The following is a 15,746-nucleotide window of genomic DNA, read 5'->3' on the forward strand; positions in this document are numbered from 1 at the left end:
GTGGAGGCCCTGCGTCGCAGGGTCGCCGATGACGGGAGAACTCATGCCTCGCACAATTGACGCGCTCGCGTTCTTGTCTGAGCAGGAGAAGGCGCAGTTCAAGCAAGCTGCCAGCGAAAGTCTGCGGCGGCCGGGCAAGGTCGTTCGCCTGGACCGATCCATCTGGCAACGCATGGAAGGCGCGATGAGTGATGCCTGCCATGACAAGCTTGTGCGGCTGATCGACGAGGAACGCAGCATCGAGGACGACGTCCTGCGCATGCGCATCCGTTGACCTGGCTGACCCAACGCACGTCGGCGCTGCCGGCAAATAGATTGCGCCTCTGCTGAGGCGCATTTTTTTGCTCCCGCTCTTTCCGATCGCGTGCGGCCTCCCACCCTCGAACCTGCGATGCCGTCGAAGAGGCTGCTCACCGCCGCGGCCTCATTTTCGACGAACAGACCAGTTGGCTCGGATGCTTGACTAGCGCATCTACGGGCAAGCCCTCCGGCTTGAGGCCGATTCCTGCTGATACGCTGATAACGCCGCAATAGGGCGGTGAGCGTGCAGAGAGTGGGTCGCTGTCGAACTCTCATGCCTGTTGCCTAGCGATATCGCAAAAGAGAGGCATCGGACGTCGTGCGGGAAAGCCCATCGAGATACCTTCTACTGCCTTTTGAGCCGGACAAGGCAGAGGCCATGGAGATGCTGCGCAGCTTTCTCGACGATGGCGGCGGCTCCGCAGCGCTGCTCAAGAGCGCCAGCCGCAATGATCCTTGGAAGGAGGTCGTTGCCCAGTTGGTTGCGCACGACGCCAAGATGCTGCTGGTCCAGAGCTTGGTGGTCGACCAAGACTTCATCGAAGAACACAAGATTGCCTACGCCCAGCAGCACCGCCAGGTCGACAAGTGGTGCCTGCGTGTCCATGCCTTCCGTGAGAACTTCAGACGAACCAAGAAGACCAACAGCGCCACGCACATCCTGAACTTCATTGATCGGGCAAACAGCAAGGCCGGCTGCTATCTGGGTTTCGTCACGCTGAGGCCGCTTCGGCATGCACCCGTAGGCGCCACATTCCTGCAGGTGCCGGCCAACCTGAAGATCAACGCCAGCGATCGCTTCAACGTGCAGCTCACAGGCGTCCAGTTCTCCGTTCAAGCCACGCCGTTCCTACAGCAGGAAAGCGCCGCGGGTGCTTGTGCGCAGGCCAGCATTTGGATGGCGCTGCGCACGATCTCGCAGCACATGAAGCGGCAGCGGGTTTCGGTAGCCGAATTGACGCTTGCAGCATCTCGTCAGACGCGCTTCAACCGGCGTTCACCGGGCACTGACGGGCTCACTGTCGGCGAGATGATCGAAGCGCTGAAAGCGATTGGCTGGAACTACTTTCACTTCGACATTCCTCGTGCGCAGGAAACTCGAGGAGACATCGTGTTTCGCACCGTGGGGCCCTACCTGGATTCCGGACTCCCTGTGGTCATGTCGCTGCGTGTCGGTGACGACGTGGGGCACGCGGTCGTCGCGATCGGACGGGAAATGGGCTCTGATCCGATGTTGCCCCCTTCCGAGGAAGAGAAAGAGTGGCAATGTCAATTCAGCGAAGGGTGGACGGCGCATCTGACGGTGAACAACGACAACACAGGGCCCTATGTGTCCCTCCCGATGACACCCAGGGCTACGAAGCAGTATGCGGCTTCACAGGCCAAGGGGCTCATCATTCCGCTCCCGAGCGCGGTGCTCATGTCAGCTCGCCAGGCACAGCTCATTGCTTGTGAGCTCGGCCTGCCGGTCATCAGTCGCGTCTTCACCATCACGGACGACGCGCTCAAGGTTCGCCCCGACAGGGCGGTCGTTCTTCGCACCTACTTGTGCTCTCGGCACGCCTGGCGGTCTTGGGTGGGACGCGCGAAGCACATGGGACCTGAGGTGCGCTCGCAGTACCGGTCGATGTCGCTTCCCGAGCTAATGTGGATCGTCGAGCTGCACGACGCGGACAGCTTTGATCCGGCAAAGGACTCTGGGTCCTGTTGCGGCGAGATGCTCTTCGACGCAGCCTCAAACTCGTTGCATGGTGAGAGCTTCGTTGCCGGCCGCGCTATTGCAGACCTCTATGAAGATACCGAGCGCGATGGAGAGTTGCTCGTGTGGGAGGCAAAGCGGTACCTGCTGTTCGTGGCTTCCACTGGCACCATGGGGCCCGGCATCGACAAGCCGGACTATGTCTAGGATCGTGCCGAGGTCGATGAAATTTTGTAGCAACGGCTACCCATCCCGCACTACTGAAACCGCACCCGGGCAATCGCCGTCTCTGCAATGCCGCGCTTACGTGAATCACGGCCGGTCGGTCAGCCGTGAAGTTGAACTGAAGTTCGAGGGCGACCGTGGAATGGTCCGCGAAAGCAAAGCCACTCAGCGTGACGTCGAGCGTCAGTGGCGTGACTGCGGCAGGTCCACGCGTGGCCCAGCACTCGGCTACTGCGTGCATCATGCGCCGCTGGCGATGCGCAAGCAGCCGGAGCCCGAGGCGCCAGATTCACCTCGGCAGTGAGGGGCTGCCCGTTGATGACGTTGGTTAGACAGCCACCGACTGCGCAATGGAACGATCGTGCAACCACGCTCGAAAGACATGATGCCCGGGCCGCAGGCGTCACAGGGCCGCATCGGCGGCGGCCCCGTCACGCCCTTCCGTGATGCTTTGCCTACCCGCCCGACTTGATCTCTTTCAGAACTCCTGCGATCTGCTTGGCCAGTGCGGTGCCCTGCTGGTCCAGCTTGTCCGCCACCGGGCCGAGCTTTTCGGCCTGCGCGCGCAGCTGCTTGATGACCGCCTGCTGCTTCTCCATCGACTTCGCGAGGGCCTCGTCCTTCGCAAGCAACCCCGCGATCTCGCTGCCGATTGCCGTCACGTCCTTGTGATTGTTCTTGCCCGCCTTGATCAGCTTGGCTGCGTTCACGCAGCTGGCCCTCGAGCCCGTGCTTTCGATGGTCTTGAGCGCATCGAGGATCTTCTTGTCCGCATTGGCGGCTGTCGCGCGCTTGAGCCAGCCGTGCCGCTGCAGACTCGCGGCGCTGGCGCCTAGAGCCTTCACCTGGGCTTGTGAACTCTTGATGTCCGCCAGCGTCTTGCTGGCCAATGTCTTGAAGCGCGTTGCCTCGGCGTCCGCTGCGCTAATCAGCTTGCCGAGCTCGGAAAAGTCGTCTGCCATCACACACCTCCGTCAAGTGAATATGAAAGCGCCTGATCCGGGCGCCCACGATCAGGTCGCGCCGATCTGCTTCTGGGACGTCGTCAGCATGCGCTGCACTTCGTTGGCACCCTTGAGTACGGTGACTTTGGCGGTTTCAAGCACGCCAAACTGCATGAGCGACTTGCGGACTTCCTCGCCGAGGGTGTTCATCCTGACGCGTCGCGCTCGAGCGCCGTTGGCGTTGTTGCCACCGACGACTTCTTGATAGAGGAGTTTCAACGCCTGCAGCGCCATGAGCAGGCCTTTCATGGCCAGCCAGCCGATGTTCAAAATGCTGATCAGCTCGAGTAGGGCCATCAGGTCACCCCTCAAGGCATCGAAAATTCGCGTCGTTAGCCAATCGTTCGTCATGGATCACTCCTGTTGTTTGCATGTCATGCAAAGGTGGATGAAATTCCCGCGGGCCGATAGCCCTTTCAACAAGGTCTGCCAGGGTCTGCGGCATCGTCGACCTCCAACGAATGTCCAGAGCTGTTTGCTCAGTTCGGTTTGAGGTCGACGCGTCGCCACCCTTCTCTGTAGAACGCGAAGACCTGCTGAAACACGACATCGTTTCAATGGGCTCAGCAGCTGGGTTCGGCCGCAGCCCGGCGTGGTGATGGCAACTCCTATTGAAGCTGCGGGCTCTATAGCGTTGTCTAGCATGTGCTGGGGAGAGCCTGCGCTGCACATGCTCTGGACCCACGCGGACAGTGCGCCCCCTCGCCTTCGCTGAGGCGGTGTGAGGTGCGGGAGGGCACGGGAGCCCCCGTATCGATCCGATGGTGATCCCAGTCAGACGGTTCGTTATGCTCACGCAGCGATAGCGCGGACCGGCCTTGCAGAGGCTGGCGACCGGGAGCACGCGGCAAGGGAGGATCACATGGCGAGACGACGCAATCGCGACAGCGTGGCCGAGGACATCATGAGCCTTGTGTCGAAGTTGCCCTGGTGGGTGGGCGTCTTGCTGGCCGCGGCTTCCTATGCGGCGTTGCACAGGGTCTCGCAGCAGCCGGTTGCGCAGCCGACGCAGCTGGGTCTGCTGGGCGCGACGGTCGTTGAGACGATGTGGCGCACGCTGGCCTTCTACGGGCAGTACCTGCTGCCCCTCCTGTGCCTCATCGGCGCCCTCATCTCAGCAATCAAGAGACGATCGCGCACGAGGCTGCTCGATCGCACCACGTCCAATCCGGCCGCCGATGCGCTCAACGGCATGAGCTGGCAGCAGTTCGAGCGACTGGTGGGTGAAGGCTTTCGTCGTCAGGGCTATCGGGTCACAGAAACTGGCCAGATCGGGCCGGATGGCGGCGTGGACCTCGAGCTTCGGAAAGACGCGGAGCTGCACCTCGTGCAATGCAAGCAATGGCGCGCGCAGCGGGTGGGTGTGGCCGTCGTGCGCGAGCTGTACGGCGCCATGGCGGCCCGCGGCGCAGCGGGCGGCTTCGTGGTCACGTCTGGCCGGTTCACCCAGGAGGCGGCGGACTTCGCAGACGGGCGAAATGTCCGCCTGATCGATGGCGATGGACTCAAGGTTTTGCTTGCGGCGGGGCGCATGCCGCCCGTGGCGCCTGTACGTCCTCGCGCAGAGCCGCCGTGCCCGCTGTGCGGCAAGGGGATGGTTTTGCGTGCGGCAAAGCGGGGTGCGCAGGTGGGCAACCGGTTCTGGGGCTGCTCTGCATTCCCAGGTTGTCGCGGCACGCGTGACGCGCCCTCAGACGCCGCTGCCTGACCGTTTCAGCCGCCCAATGGAGGTTGAAGATGGGCGCGCCGGCAGGATGACCATCGCCGGTGGCTGGCACCGGACTGCGGTCGCCTGAGCAGCAGGTTTCTTCGTCAACGCCGCCCCGACGCCGGCGCCGCAACGGGCGGCTGTGGCGTCACCGGCTCGAAGCCTCGTGCCAGCTCGAGCACGTCTTACAGCTTGCCACGTTGGGTGTAGGCGCTCGGGCACAGAATGACGGTGGTGCAGCAGTGCCGCACCGGCCAAGGCAGCTGCGAAGGTCTCCCGGCCCGCCACAATGGCCCCGACTCCCGCTAGTGATTCCGTCCAGAGCCGTATCCCAATGACCCGCAAGTTCCCGATTTCCCCTCTGCTTCCTTCCCTGCTCGCCGCAGCCATCCTGGCCACCACGGCCGGCACCTTCAGTGCGGCGGCGCAAGCCAAGCCCAAGTCTCAGGCCGCGGCACGCAAGGCCAAGTCAGCCGCACCTGCCGAACAGGCGATGACAACTGACGCGAACGGCCAGTCCATCCCGTTGCTCCAGAACAAGGCCTGGGTGCTGATGGACTACAACACCGGCCAAGTGCTGGCGTCCTCCAATCCGGACGAACCGCTGCCGCCGGCGTCGCTGACGAAGATGATGACCAGCTACCTGGTGGAACAGGGCCTGAAGAGCGGCAGGCTCAAGCCCGACGACAAGGTCACCATGAGCGAGAGCGCCTGGTGCCGCGGCGGCAAGGGCGGCGACAGCTGCATGTTCGTACCGCTGAACGCGCAGGCCACGGTGATGGAGATGCTGCGCGGTGTCGTGATCGCCAGCGGCAACGACGCCTCCAAGGCGCTGGCCGAACATGTCGGCGGCTCGGAGGCCGGCTTCGTCGCGATGATGAACGCTGAAGCCGCCAAGCTCGGCATGACGAAAACGCACTTCGAGAACTCGGACGGCCTGCCGGGGCCAAACCACAAGGCATCGGCGCGCGACATGGCGGTGCTGGCCGCGGCCATCATCCGCAACAGCGGCGAGTACTACCCCCTCTACGCCGAGCGCGAGTTCACCTACAACAACATCAAGCAGGGCAATCGCAACGCGCTGCTGTACACCGACCCGACCGTCGACGGCCTCAAAACCGGCCACACGCAGGAGGCAGGCTATTGTCTGACCGCCTCGTCCACGCGCAACGGCATGCGGCTGATCTCGGTCATCTTGAACGCGAACAGCATGCAGGCCCGGGCTGACCAGACGCGCGTGCTGTTCAACTGGGGCTACGCGAATTTCGAGGAAGCGACGCCCGCGAAGCCGGGCACGGCGCTCACGAACGCGAAGGTGCTGTATGGCGTTGCGCCGGAAGTGGCAGCCGGCATTGCCAAGCCGTGGACGATGGTGGTCAAGAAGGGCGAGGCTGCCGCGGTCAAGACCGAGATCACGCTGAACCCCGGCCTGGAGGCGCCGATTGCCAAGGGCGCCGTGATCGGCAAGCTTGTGGCGGTAGCGAACGGCAAGACGCTCGGCGAGACGCCGGTAGTTGCGATGGCCGATGTCGAGCGCGCGGGCTTCTTCCAGCGCATCAAGCAGCGCATCGCCGGCTGGTTTTCCAAATGACCTGAGGCCGGCCCGTCAGCGCCCGTGGGTGGCCCACCGGGCTCCGGCCTACAGGGGGCCAGGTGCTGCCGGTCGCGGTGTGTCTCGCCGTTCGGCGAGGGTCCTGTTCAAGCCCTGATGGAGCCTATGCTGGGGAAGGCGGCAGGGGCGCGGGATCCAGGTCGAGGTCGGTGCGCTGCCTCACCAGCTCGAAGCCGCCTGCCAGCTCGCGCACTTCGTACAGCTTGCCGCGTGCATTCTTGAACGGGCGGTGCACGACGAGCATCCATCGCTCTTCCAGCGTGCGGAACAGCATGCCGTGGCCACTGCCCTTGGCCAGCCAGACGGGCAGGTGCTCCCACGGCCCGAACAGGTCGCCCGACTTCGAGCGTGACAGCGTCTGGAAGTAGCCGTCGTCGCCCCAGCTGGACCACAGCATGTGCAGGCTGCCATCCGCCGTTCGGTAGAGCTGCGGGCCGTCGGTGACGATGATGCCCTGGCCCTGCTGCGGTTTGGCAGCGGACGAGGCGTCGCCGCGGAACAGCTCGCGCGGCGGGGCGGTGGCGCGGAGTTCGTCGTCGAGCGGCACGGCGGCGAAGGCGCCCACGCGCAGCTGCAGCCACTCGTGCGCGTAGACCATCCAGGGCTTGCCCTTGGTGTCGACGTAGAGCGTGCCGTCCAGCGTCATCAAGTCTTTGGAGACGACCGGTTCGCCGTCGCGCACCAGCGTGAACGGGCCGCCCAACTGGTGGGCCACCGCGAGCACGGTGCTGCGTCGGTGGGTCTTCTGCCCCGGCACCGGGCTGGGCGCCGCCAGCGGCAGGCTCTCGTTGTGCACGGTGACGAACAAGTACCACTTGCCGCGCCAGCGGTGCACCTCGGGCGCCCAGCAGCCTTCATTGGCCCAGGAGTCGGCGGGCAGCTGGAACACCAGCTCGGCCTTGCTCCAGTGCTTCAGGTCACGGCTGCGATAGGCCATCACGCCGATGGCCTTCTTGCCGCTGAACGACGGGTGGTTCTTCGTGAACAACCAGTACGTCTTCGTGGCCGTGTCGGTCACGATGAAGGGGTCGTGCAGGTCCATCTCGGGCAGCGTCATCGTGCCCGCGGGTTGCGCCCAGGCGGGCAGCGCGCCGGCCAGCGCAGCGCTCGTCAGCAGATCACGCCGCTTCATCGCGCAGCCTCCTTGTTCAGCAGGCCGCGCTGGCGCAACCAGTCTTCCGCGCGCCTGGGCCAGGCGGACGCCGTGCCCAGACCGTCGCGCATGCCGATGCCGTGGCCGCCCTGCTCGAAGACGTAGAGCTCCGCCGGCACGCGGGCGCGGGTCAAGGCCTGGAAGTACAGGATGCTGTTCTCGACCGGCACGGCCGGGTCGCCCTGCGTGTGCAGCAGCAGCGTGGGCGGCGTGGCGGCGCTTACCTGCCGCTCCGCGGACATCAGTGCGAGCTCCGCCGCGCCGGGGTTGGCGCCCAGCAGCGCCTTGCGCGAGCCGGCATGGGCGGCGGGGTCCATCATCGTGATGACGGGGTAGACCAGCACGGCGAAGTCGGGTCGCGCGCTGGTGCTGTCCAGCGCCGCGCCGGTGCGGCCATCGGCGTGGTCGAACAGCGTGCTGGCGCTGGCGGCCAGATGGCCGCCGGCCGAGCTGCCCATCACGCCGATGCGTTTCGGGTCGATGCCGAACTCGGCCGCGCGCGAGCGCACGAGGCGGATGGCGCGCAGTACGTCTTGCAGCGGCGCGGGGTGGCCCCACTCCTGCAGCCGGTTCTTCAGGATGAAGGTGGTGACGCCCAGCGTACTCAGCCACGCGGCGTACTGCAGGCCCTCGCGGTTGGACGACAGGAAGCTGTAGCCGCCGCCCGGGCACAGGATGACAGCCGTGCCATCGGGCGACAAATGGCGATCCACCGCGGGCGGCACGACGGTCAGCGTGGGCTGGGACACGTTGGCGACGCCGCCGCGCTCCTCGCGCTCGGCGCCGAGGTCGCCGCGCGCGGCAGGCGCATCGGCGCGCCGCGCCGCGGGCACGCCCTCAGGCCACAGGGGCAGCACGGTGGGCGCGGTGCCCGCGAAGGTGAATGCCGGCAGCAAGCCGGCCAGGGGCAGGAGGGTCATGAGGCGACGCTGGCGGTTCATGATGGCGCAGTGTGCCGGCACGGCGCCGTCATGGCGGCCGGCGGCCGCAACCGCTCAGCAGGTTGACGAGCGGGCCGGCTACTTGGCCGGCCGGCCCAGGCCCGTCGCGGCCCACCAGATGCCGCCCCACAGGTGATCCAGGTAGCGCTCGTCTCGGTACATCACGCCGGCGTGCCCCAGCGCGGTGACGAACACGCGTCCCTTCTCGTAGGCCTGCCACCAGGCGACCGGGTGGTCCGCGCCCATGCCCTTGGCGACCTGGCCGGGCCAGATCTTGGTGGGGTCGTAGCTGCGCTCGTCCACGGTCAGCACCGGGTGGATGGTCACGCCGTGCGGGTTGCTGAACTCGTACCACTCGTCCGACCAGAGCCACGGGTCTGGCAGGCCGAACGTGGCGGGGTGCGACGCATCGGCCTTGGTGACCACCGCCGTCTGCAGCATCGGATGGATGACGAAGCTGCGGCCCACCAGCTTCTCGTACCAGGGCCACAGCCCCGGCTTGCTGATGATGGCGCGGTGCACGACGACGGCGTTGCCGCCGGCCTTCATGTAGCGCTCCAGCCCGGCGCGCTGCGCCTCGTTGAACTCTTCCCCCGAGCTGTTCAGCAGCACGACGGCTGCGTACTTGCTCAGGTCACCTTCGAAGGCCCAGGGCTGCGCGACCCAGGTCATGTCGAACGCATGCAGCTTCGCGAGCTTCTCGAAGCTCTCGCGCGCCACCGGGATGTACTCGTAGTGGTACTTCGTGGGCATGGCCAGCACCAGCAGCTGGAACTGGCCGTCGGCGGCCTGGGCGCCCGGCGTGGTGGCGACCACGGCGGCAATGGCGAGGGTTTGCAGCGTTGGCTTCATCGTGCGGCGGATTCTTGCAGCACCGCGCGCGAAGTGCAGAAGATCGGTCCGACTCAGCGCCGCTCCAGGTTCCAGGTCGCGGTGAGCGTGGCGCTGCAGGTCACGGACCCGCGTCGCAGCAACACCGCCGTCACGCCCCTCACGTTCTCGCACTGGGCGCCGGTGCCCGTGAAGGTCTGCGTACCCGTGCCTTGCCAGACCGGCGCGGCGCCGTCCACGGCCTGGCTGAAGATGGAAGGGATCAGGTAGTAGGTGCGGTTTTCCTCGCCGTCACCGAAGCTCCGGCTTGACGCACCACCGGGGCAACCACTGCTGCGGGTTTCGACAGCGTTGCCGAGCAGTTGCGTTCGGAACGTGGTGTCGATGGCGCTGGGCGACGACAGCGTCGACGCCGTCGACAAGCCCAGGCGGTCGTCGCCGCCCAGCGTCAGCATCCAGGGGCGACGCATCCGGGCGGCGGTGGGCACGCCGTCCAGACGGTGCGCGCCGGTCGTGGCAATGGTGCAGTTGCCCAGGGGCGAGATGTAGCTGCCGCTGGTCTGCCCCGTCAGGCTGCCGCTCGCGCTGACATGCGTGAGGGTGAGCGGGGCGCCCGCGCCGCCACGCGCCACCGCGCCATTCGTCTGCGCGGCCAGCACGTGGGTCACGCTGCCGGTCTCGGTGCCGGCGCCCTTGCCGTTGCAGGTCCCGCGGTCCCCCAGGGTGTTGCCGCACTCTTCGCTGTGGTCGTAGGACCACTGCACGCTGAACGTGTACTGCAGCGTCAGCTGCCCACCCCAGGCGTTGGCCGGCACGGTGGGCGCCTCGCTGGCGGCCAGCCCGACCTGCCAGCGCTGACCGCTGAGCAGCCGGGTCTGCACGAACGCGACGAAGCTGATGTCGCTGCCACCGTCCACCGTCGCCAGCCACGGGATGACGAACTGCGTCTGCCCGTTGCTGGCCGCCTGCTCGCCGGCCAGCACCAGCACGAAGCTGCCGTCGGCTGCCGTCGTCTTGCGGTACACGCGCACGGCCTGCACGTTGTAGCCCTGCAGCGGGAACAGCACCTCGGCTGCCGTCAGGTCGACCGTGAACTTCACGTCGTCCAGCGCCTTGAAGCGGGCCTTGTCTATCGTCAGCGTGGCGGTGGGCGAGCGGCCCATCGGCACGCTGGTCTCCAGCTTGGCCTGCTCCAGGATGAGCCCGACGAGCGCGGCAAAGTCGCCCAGCGCCTCGGTGGGCGCCACGCTGGCCTCAAAGCTCAGCGCGTACTGGCCGGCGCTGGCCGCATCTTTGGCCTGCGCGTTCTCGGTGCCGAGGATGGTGGCGAACTTCAGGCCCGCCTGCGCCTCGATAGCGTCGAACTGCAGCGTGCTGCTCCAGCGCGCGCCGCCCTCGAAGTTGGCCCATGCGTACACCTGTCCGCTCAGCTCCAGCCGGTTGGCGGTGAACTCGGGCGCGACGACGTTGGGCGTCACGCTGCCGCTGGTCTGCAGGCTGTTCAGCGACGCGCAGCCCGGGTTGCAGTCGAAGCCCACCACCACGTCCGCCTGCGCCTGGCCCTTGAGGTTCAGCGCCACGCCGTTGATGGGCAGCGCGCCTTCCAGCGTGAAGCCCACACCCACCGGGAAGCCCACGCCCAGGAACAGGCCGATGGCCGGCGGCAGCGGGATGGGGATGTCGGCCAGCTCAAGCTTGCAGTCGAGCTTGCCGGTGAAGGCCAGCTTGGCGGTTGGCTCCAGCTCGAACTGCACGCCCGGCTGCCCGCTCAGGCGCAGCATCTGGCGCTGGTCGTTCCACAGCACGCGGTAGCGCAGGCTGTCCATGCCGGTGGGCGTCACCTCCTTCTTGGCCAGCTCCACGCCGCCGGCGGAGCCCTCGGCGTCGCAGTCGAAACCGGGGACGCTGAAGCTCGTCTCTGCCAGCGGGCGCACGCGGCCTGCGGCCAGCGCACGCATGCCTGCCGGGCCTGCAGCCGCAGTGCGCACGCGGGCCGGTGCGGCCTGCAGTGGCAGGTCCAGGTCCAGCTGCAACTGGGGCAGCAACTGCCGCAGCGGCACCAGCGCCAGGGTCAGCACCCGGCCGTTGACGGCCATCACCTCGCCCGCGATGGCCTGGCTGCCCCGCCCCAGCACGCGCTGGCCCACGGCTGGCGGCGCGACGTCGGGCGCCAGCGTGACGGTGTAGGTGCTGCCCACGCGCAGCGGCGCCGCCGGATCGGTGGCCTGCGGCAGGCCGATGACTTGCGCGTCGTTCAGCACGACAGTGCCCGGCGCCGCACCCGCGACGACCGCCACCGCGCTGAGGCTGCGGCTGCCGACCGTGGCCGTCACCACCGCGGTGCCGGTGGCAGCGACGGACGTCAGCGTGGCGGCCTCGCCCGTGGTGCCAGCCGCAGGAGCGGCCACGCCGACCACGGCGGGTGCGCTGCTTTGCCAGGTGACCGGAACGTTCAGCACCTGACCCTGCGCCCCGAGCGCCTGCACCTGCAGCGGTTGTTGCTGCCCGCTGGCGGTGAACAGCGGCGCGGCCGTGGCCCATTGCAGGCGCGTGACGGCGGCCGGGTCGTCGGTGCGGACGGACGGGGTGACGGCGGCGGGGGTGGCGCCGCCGTCCCCACCACCGCCGCAGCCGGCGACCCCGAGGCACAGAGCCAGCGAGAAGGCACCCAGCAGGCGGGCGGGCAGGGAAGACGGTCGAGCGTTCATGGCCGCATGCTGGCCCGCGACCGTCTCTGCGCCGTCTCACCGTGCGGCGTGTGTTGTCAGCCTGTCTTGCGTCGCGTGCCTGTGGACTTCGCGGGGGGGCGCGGCGGGGCGGCGCCTTGCCTCCGCGCAGGCTCTGCCGCAGCAGCTCGGTCAGGTCGACGACGTTGCCACAGTGGTGGTCGAGCGGCACCTCCAGGCGTTCCACGCGTGCCTTCTTGCCCGCCTTGGCCTGACGATGTCTTCCTTGCCGATCTGCTTGCGCGCGCGTTTTGTCCGAGCGCTTGTTGATGCGCTGGTATCAGCGGGGGCAGGCTGCGCTTGTCGAGCCTGTGGAAGTTGAGGTCCTGCTCGCGCGTGGCCGGGTGCAGCTTGACCGGCACGTGCACGAAGCCGAAGGAAGGCGCCCTTTCAACTGGCGCGACCCCCCGACACGGCCCCACGGTCGGCATCGGCCTGGTTGGCCGACGATCCGCTACGCGCCGCGCGTGTGCGCGGGCAACAGGGCGGCGGCTGCGGCGAACTGCGTCAGCACCACCGTAGGCTTGGGTGTGCGATCCGGCACCGGTGTGGGCGGTGGCGGCACCTCGCGGCGGCAGGCCGATAGCGCGGCCAGCGCCACCAGCGCCGCGGACATCACCTGCACCAGACGCTGCTTGGGCTTCATGGCCGGCTCCTCGCGTGCGCGCTGCGCTCAGACGCCCCAGGGGACGGGCACGCCGTAGTGGTCGTACACGCCGCGCCCGTACTCGTCCGAGTGGGCGGGGCGGTCGTCCGCGGCATAGCGCGGGCCCGCCTTGAGCTGCTCCATGTCGAGGTTGACGACATAGCCGTCCTTCTCGACGTCATAGGTCAGCATGCTCCACGGCAGCGGGAAGCGGTCCGTGCCGAGGCCCAGGAAGCCGCCGAACTCCAGCGCGGCGTAGCGCACATGGCCGTTGCGCTTGTCGATGATGAGGTCGTCGATGCTGCCCAGCTTTTCGCCGGCCAGGTTGTAGACGCTGGTCCCTTCGACGCGGGACGAGGAAATGGTGGGATGAATCATGGTGGACGCTCCGAATCGATGTGCGTTTTGACTATCGGCGGCCAGCGCCGGCGCGGCGATCAGTGCAATGGCTGTGGCGCTGTAGGCGCAGGCTGACCGCCGCGAGAGCGGGCGCCGCACTGCCGGGGGCCTTGTCCGATACGTATCGCCGAAATGGGCCGACAACCAGGGCGGCGGCAAATTCGCATCATTGCCATACCGCTTTTCACATCAGCACGCCCTACCGCCTGGAGTCTCCCGCCATGAACCGCCACTTCATCGCACCGTGGATCTGCCTGTGGTTTGCCTGCCAGGCGCAGGCGCAACAAGTGGGGCTGAACGGCGTGCCGCTGGCCGGCCAGGGCGCTGGCAGCGCGGTGGCCAACCTCGCCACCGCCGACCCCGAGCTGAACTGGCGCGATCCGCAGTGGCTGGCCCGTCAGCGCGAACAGTCCCGCTGGCGCTACCAGCTCGGGCTGGAGCAGCAGGTGCGCTCGTCCGCCACGCTGGGCCCGCAGGCCGCGGTGCGCGAGGCGGTGTGGGCCGGTGTCAGCTACGACGTGACGCGCAGGTTCAGCGGTGGCGTGGAGGCGCCGGTGTGGCAGCGCGACACGGGTTGGGCGTCCCGCATGACGTTCCAGAAACCCAAGGACAGCGGCGTCGCCGGGTTGCGCGGTGCGCTCACCTACAAGCTGGGCTCGCAGAGCAAGCTGACGTTGCGGCCCTCGGCACGGCGTGTCATGGTGACCTACGCGGCCACATGGTGAGCGGCGCTCCGGCGGCGGCGGTCAGACCACCGCCGCGCCGAGCGTGAAGCTGAACGTGGCGCCCTCGCCCGGCGTGCTGTCCGCCCAGACCCGGCCGCCGTGGCGCTCGACGATCTTGCGGACGATGGACAGGCCCACGCCCGACCCCTCGAAGGCCGCGCCGTGCAGGCGCTGGAACGGCGTGAACAGCCGCGGCGCCCGCTCGGCGTCAAAGCCCACGCCGTTGTCGCGCACGAAGAACACCGGTGCGTCCAGCGGCGTGTTGCCCACCGCATCCATGCCCACCGCGTCCATGCCCACCCGCACCTGTGGCGCCGTGTTGCCGGCGCTGAACTTCAGCGCGTTGCCGATCAGGTTGACCAGCACCTGGCGCACCAGCTTGCGGTCCGCTTCCACGACGGCGAGCGGCTCGATGACGACCGGCAGCGGCGCGTCGCCGGGCAGGCGCTGCAAGGACTCCACCACCTCGGCCGCCAGCGCGCTCATGTCCACCCGCTCGCGGCTGAGGCTGGCGTCGCTGGCACGCGCCAGCGCCATCAGGGCGTCCACCAGTTGGCCGGTGGTCTCGGCCTGCGTGGCAATGACCTGCATGAAGCGCAGCGCGCGGTCGGTGTCGTGGCTGGCGATGAACTGCTGCGCCAGCCGGGCGGCGCTGGCGATGCCGCCCAGCGGACCGCGCAGGTCGTGCGACACGCCGCGGTTGAAGCTCTCCAGGCCAGCGATCACTTCATGCAGCTCGGCCGTGCGCTGCAGCACGCGCTGCTCCAGCAGCTCGTTGGCGAGCTGCAGCTGCTCCGCGGTGCGCATGACCTTCTTGTAGAGGCTGCCGTTTTCGTAGATGCGGCCGGCCTGCGCCGCGTAGATGGACAGGATGCGCTCGTCCTCGGGCGTGAACCCGTCGGCGCCCAGCTTGTCCATCAGCAGCACCCAGCCGTAGGCGTGTTCGGGCGAGCAGATGGCGGCAATCAGGCCGTGCTGCAGCGCCGGCATCACGTGGGGCAGGCCGGCGATGGCCGGGTCGCCGCCCGGGTTGGCAAAGCGCCGGGCGCGGCCCTGGGCCATCACTTCGCCCGGCAGTCCGGCGTCGGCCACCAGCTGCTGCAGGCCCTCGGCCTGCGCCGCGGCCAGGCCCCAGCTGCTGACGTGCGTGAGGCCGCTGTCGCTCTTGTCGCGCACCGCCAGCACCGCAGCGCGCGCGCCCAGCAGGTCGCGGGCGCCCCGGCAGACCTTGTTCAGCATCACGAGCGGGTCGTGCTCCGAGGCGAGCTGCAGGTTCAGGTCGGTCAGCGCCGACAGCCGCTGGTTGGCAGCTTCCAGCTCGCTGACCTTCAGCGCCAGCTTGTCGGTCAGCAGGCGCAGGTGCTCGCGGTCGAACTGCGCCGTGTCGGCCACCGGCTCGGCCGCCCTCGCGCCCTGAAGTGACTGCGCGATCACGCGCAGGATCTCCTCGGGCTCGGTGGGCTTGATGAGCACGCGCGACACGCCGCAGGCCTGCGCCAGCGCACGCGCCTCGCGTTCCATGAAGGTGGCTGTGTAGAAGATGACCTCGGTGTGCGCGATGGCGGGCTCGGCGCGCAGCTGGCGAACGAACTCGTAGCCGTCCATCGTCGGCATCAGCAGGTCGCAGATCACCAGCTCGGGGCGCGCGGCGCGCACCTGGGCCAGCGCCAAGTGGCCGTCAGCCGCCTCCAGCGGCTCGTGGCCGGCGTACTTCAGCAGCGTGACCAGCAGGTCGCGGTTGGCAGCCTGGTCATCGACGACGAGCACGCGGGCCATG

The 15,746-nt window shown here is 67.8% G+C and carries 14 protein-coding genes; 5 read left to right on the plus strand and 9 right to left on the minus strand.

The window, feature by feature from the left end:
• The first annotated feature begins 28 nt into the window (after positions 1 to 28).
• Both ACG02S_RS00150 and ACG02S_RS00155 read left to right on the plus strand, forming a co-directional pair.
• Positions 29 to 274, plus strand: a complete 246-nt coding sequence (locus tag ACG02S_RS00150; protein ID WP_394468408.1) for a hypothetical protein — start codon at positions 29 to 31, stop codon at positions 272 to 274.
• A gap of 405 nt (positions 275 to 679) precedes the next feature.
• Positions 680 to 2,206, plus strand: coding sequence for a hypothetical protein (locus ACG02S_RS00155; protein WP_394468409.1), 1,527 nt, complete (start codon positions 680 to 682; stop codon positions 2,204 to 2,206).
• A 473-nt stretch (positions 2,207 to 2,679) separates the two neighbouring features.
• Here ACG02S_RS00155 and ACG02S_RS00160 read toward each other — a convergent pair whose 3' ends face one another.
• Both ACG02S_RS00160 and ACG02S_RS00165 read right to left on the minus strand, forming a co-directional pair.
• Complete coding sequence (locus ACG02S_RS00160) at positions 2,680 to 3,186, minus strand: hypothetical protein (protein WP_394468410.1); 507 nt, start codon at positions 3,184 to 3,186, stop codon at positions 2,680 to 2,682.
• Between the two features lie 51 nt (positions 3,187 to 3,237).
• Positions 3,238 to 3,579 carry a hypothetical protein gene (locus ACG02S_RS00165; protein ID WP_394468411.1) on the minus strand — a complete coding sequence of 114 codons (342 nt, stop codon included), beginning with the start codon at positions 3,577 to 3,579 and terminating at the stop codon, positions 3,238 to 3,240.
• Between the two features lie 511 nt (positions 3,580 to 4,090).
• Here ACG02S_RS00165 and ACG02S_RS00170 point away from each other — a divergent pair.
• Positions 4,091 to 4,936 (plus strand): restriction endonuclease, encoded by an 846-nt coding sequence (locus ACG02S_RS00170; RefSeq protein WP_394468412.1) that lies wholly within the window; start codon positions 4,091 to 4,093, stop codon positions 4,934 to 4,936.
• Positions 4,937 to 5,270: 334 nt separating this feature from the next.
• The gene (locus ACG02S_RS00175; protein WP_394468413.1) at positions 5,271 to 6,527 is read left to right on the plus strand and encodes a D-alanyl-D-alanine carboxypeptidase family protein; all 1,257 of its coding nucleotides are present in this window, start codon (positions 5,271 to 5,273) and stop codon (positions 6,525 to 6,527) included.
• A gap of 124 nt (positions 6,528 to 6,651) precedes the next feature.
• On the opposite strand, the gene ACG02S_RS00180 is transcribed toward ACG02S_RS00175, so the two are convergent.
• The 6 genes from ACG02S_RS00180 to ACG02S_RS00205 form a co-directional block, all read right to left on the minus strand.
• Entirely contained in the window at positions 6,652 to 7,680 is a 1,029-nt protein-coding gene (locus ACG02S_RS00180; protein WP_394468414.1) for a glycoside hydrolase family 43 protein, read from the minus strand.
• Complete coding sequence (locus ACG02S_RS00185) at positions 7,677 to 8,621, minus strand: alpha/beta hydrolase (RefSeq protein ID WP_394468415.1); 945 nt, start codon at positions 8,619 to 8,621, stop codon at positions 7,677 to 7,679. The genes ACG02S_RS00180 and ACG02S_RS00185 overlap by 4 nt, the downstream gene beginning before the upstream one ends.
• A gap of 99 nt (positions 8,622 to 8,720) precedes the next feature.
• On the minus strand, positions 8,721 to 9,494 hold the full coding sequence (locus ACG02S_RS00190; protein ID WP_394468416.1) for a ThuA domain-containing protein: 774 nt from the start codon (positions 9,492 to 9,494) through the stop codon (positions 8,721 to 8,723).
• Between the two features lie 53 nt (positions 9,495 to 9,547).
• Positions 9,548 to 12,181, minus strand: a complete 2,634-nt coding sequence (locus tag ACG02S_RS00195) for a hypothetical protein (protein WP_394468417.1) — start codon at positions 12,179 to 12,181, stop codon at positions 9,548 to 9,550.
• Between the two features lie 472 nt (positions 12,182 to 12,653).
• Entirely contained in the window at positions 12,654 to 12,845 is a 192-nt protein-coding gene (locus tag ACG02S_RS00200; RefSeq protein ID WP_394468418.1) for a hypothetical protein, read from the minus strand.
• Between the two features lie 27 nt (positions 12,846 to 12,872).
• Positions 12,873 to 13,223, minus strand: a complete 351-nt coding sequence (locus tag ACG02S_RS00205) for a PRC-barrel domain-containing protein (RefSeq protein WP_394468419.1) — start codon at positions 13,221 to 13,223, stop codon at positions 12,873 to 12,875.
• A 242-nt stretch (positions 13,224 to 13,465) separates the two neighbouring features.
• On the opposite strand from ACG02S_RS00205, the gene ACG02S_RS00210 reads away from it, so the two are divergent.
• Entirely contained in the window at positions 13,466 to 13,969 is a 504-nt protein-coding gene (locus ACG02S_RS00210; RefSeq protein ID WP_394468420.1) for a hypothetical protein, read from the plus strand.
• A gap of 21 nt (positions 13,970 to 13,990) precedes the next feature.
• Here the strand turns inward: ACG02S_RS00210 and ACG02S_RS00215 are convergent, their stop codons facing one another.
• Complete coding sequence (locus ACG02S_RS00215; protein WP_394468421.1) at positions 13,991 to 15,745, minus strand: ATP-binding protein; 1,755 nt, start codon at positions 15,743 to 15,745, stop codon at positions 13,991 to 13,993.
• Position 15,746: the final 1 nt, after the last annotated feature.

Origin of the sequence: Pelomonas dachongensis, assembly GCF_043555865.1 — a bacterium.
GTDB classification, from domain to species: Bacteria; Pseudomonadota; Gammaproteobacteria; order Burkholderiales; family Burkholderiaceae_C; genus Pelomonas; species Pelomonas dachongensis.

Bases quoted from the DNA above. Each gene is read 5' to 3' on its own strand.
- ACG02S_RS00150 (WP_394468408.1), top strand. From the start codon at position 29: ATGACGGGAGAACTCATGCCTCGCACAATTGACGCGCTCGCGTTCTTG.
- ACG02S_RS00155 (WP_394468409.1), top strand. From the start codon at position 680: ATGGAGATGCTGCGCAGCTTTCTCGACGATGGCGGCGGCTCCGCAGCG.
- ACG02S_RS00160 (WP_394468410.1), bottom strand. From the start codon at position 3,186: ATGGCAGACGACTTTTCCGAGCTCGGCAAGCTGATTAGCGCAGCGGAC.
- ACG02S_RS00165 (WP_394468411.1), bottom strand. From the start codon at position 3,579: ATGACGAACGATTGGCTAACGACGCGAATTTTCGATGCCTTGAGGGGT.
- ACG02S_RS00170 (WP_394468412.1), top strand. From the start codon at position 4,091: ATGGCGAGACGACGCAATCGCGACAGCGTGGCCGAGGACATCATGAGC.
- ACG02S_RS00175 (WP_394468413.1), top strand. From the start codon at position 5,271: ATGACCCGCAAGTTCCCGATTTCCCCTCTGCTTCCTTCCCTGCTCGCC.
- ACG02S_RS00180 (WP_394468414.1), bottom strand. From the start codon at position 7,680: ATGAAGCGGCGTGATCTGCTGACGAGCGCTGCGCTGGCCGGCGCGCTG.
- ACG02S_RS00185 (WP_394468415.1), bottom strand. From the start codon at position 8,621: ATGACCCTCCTGCCCCTGGCCGGCTTGCTGCCGGCATTCACCTTCGCG.
- ACG02S_RS00190 (WP_394468416.1), bottom strand. From the start codon at position 9,494: ATGAAGCCAACGCTGCAAACCCTCGCCATTGCCGCCGTGGTCGCCACC.
- ACG02S_RS00195 (WP_394468417.1), bottom strand. From the start codon at position 12,181: ATGAACGCTCGACCGTCTTCCCTGCCCGCCCGCCTGCTGGGTGCCTTC.
- ACG02S_RS00200 (WP_394468418.1), bottom strand. From the start codon at position 12,845: ATGAAGCCCAAGCAGCGTCTGGTGCAGGTGATGTCCGCGGCGCTGGTG.
- ACG02S_RS00205 (WP_394468419.1), bottom strand. From the start codon at position 13,223: ATGATTCATCCCACCATTTCCTCGTCCCGCGTCGAAGGGACCAGCGTC.
- ACG02S_RS00210 (WP_394468420.1), top strand. From the start codon at position 13,466: ATGAACCGCCACTTCATCGCACCGTGGATCTGCCTGTGGTTTGCCTGC.
- ACG02S_RS00215 (WP_394468421.1), bottom strand. From the start codon at position 15,745: ATGGCCCGCGTGCTCGTCGTCGATGACCAGGCTGCCAACCGCGACCTG.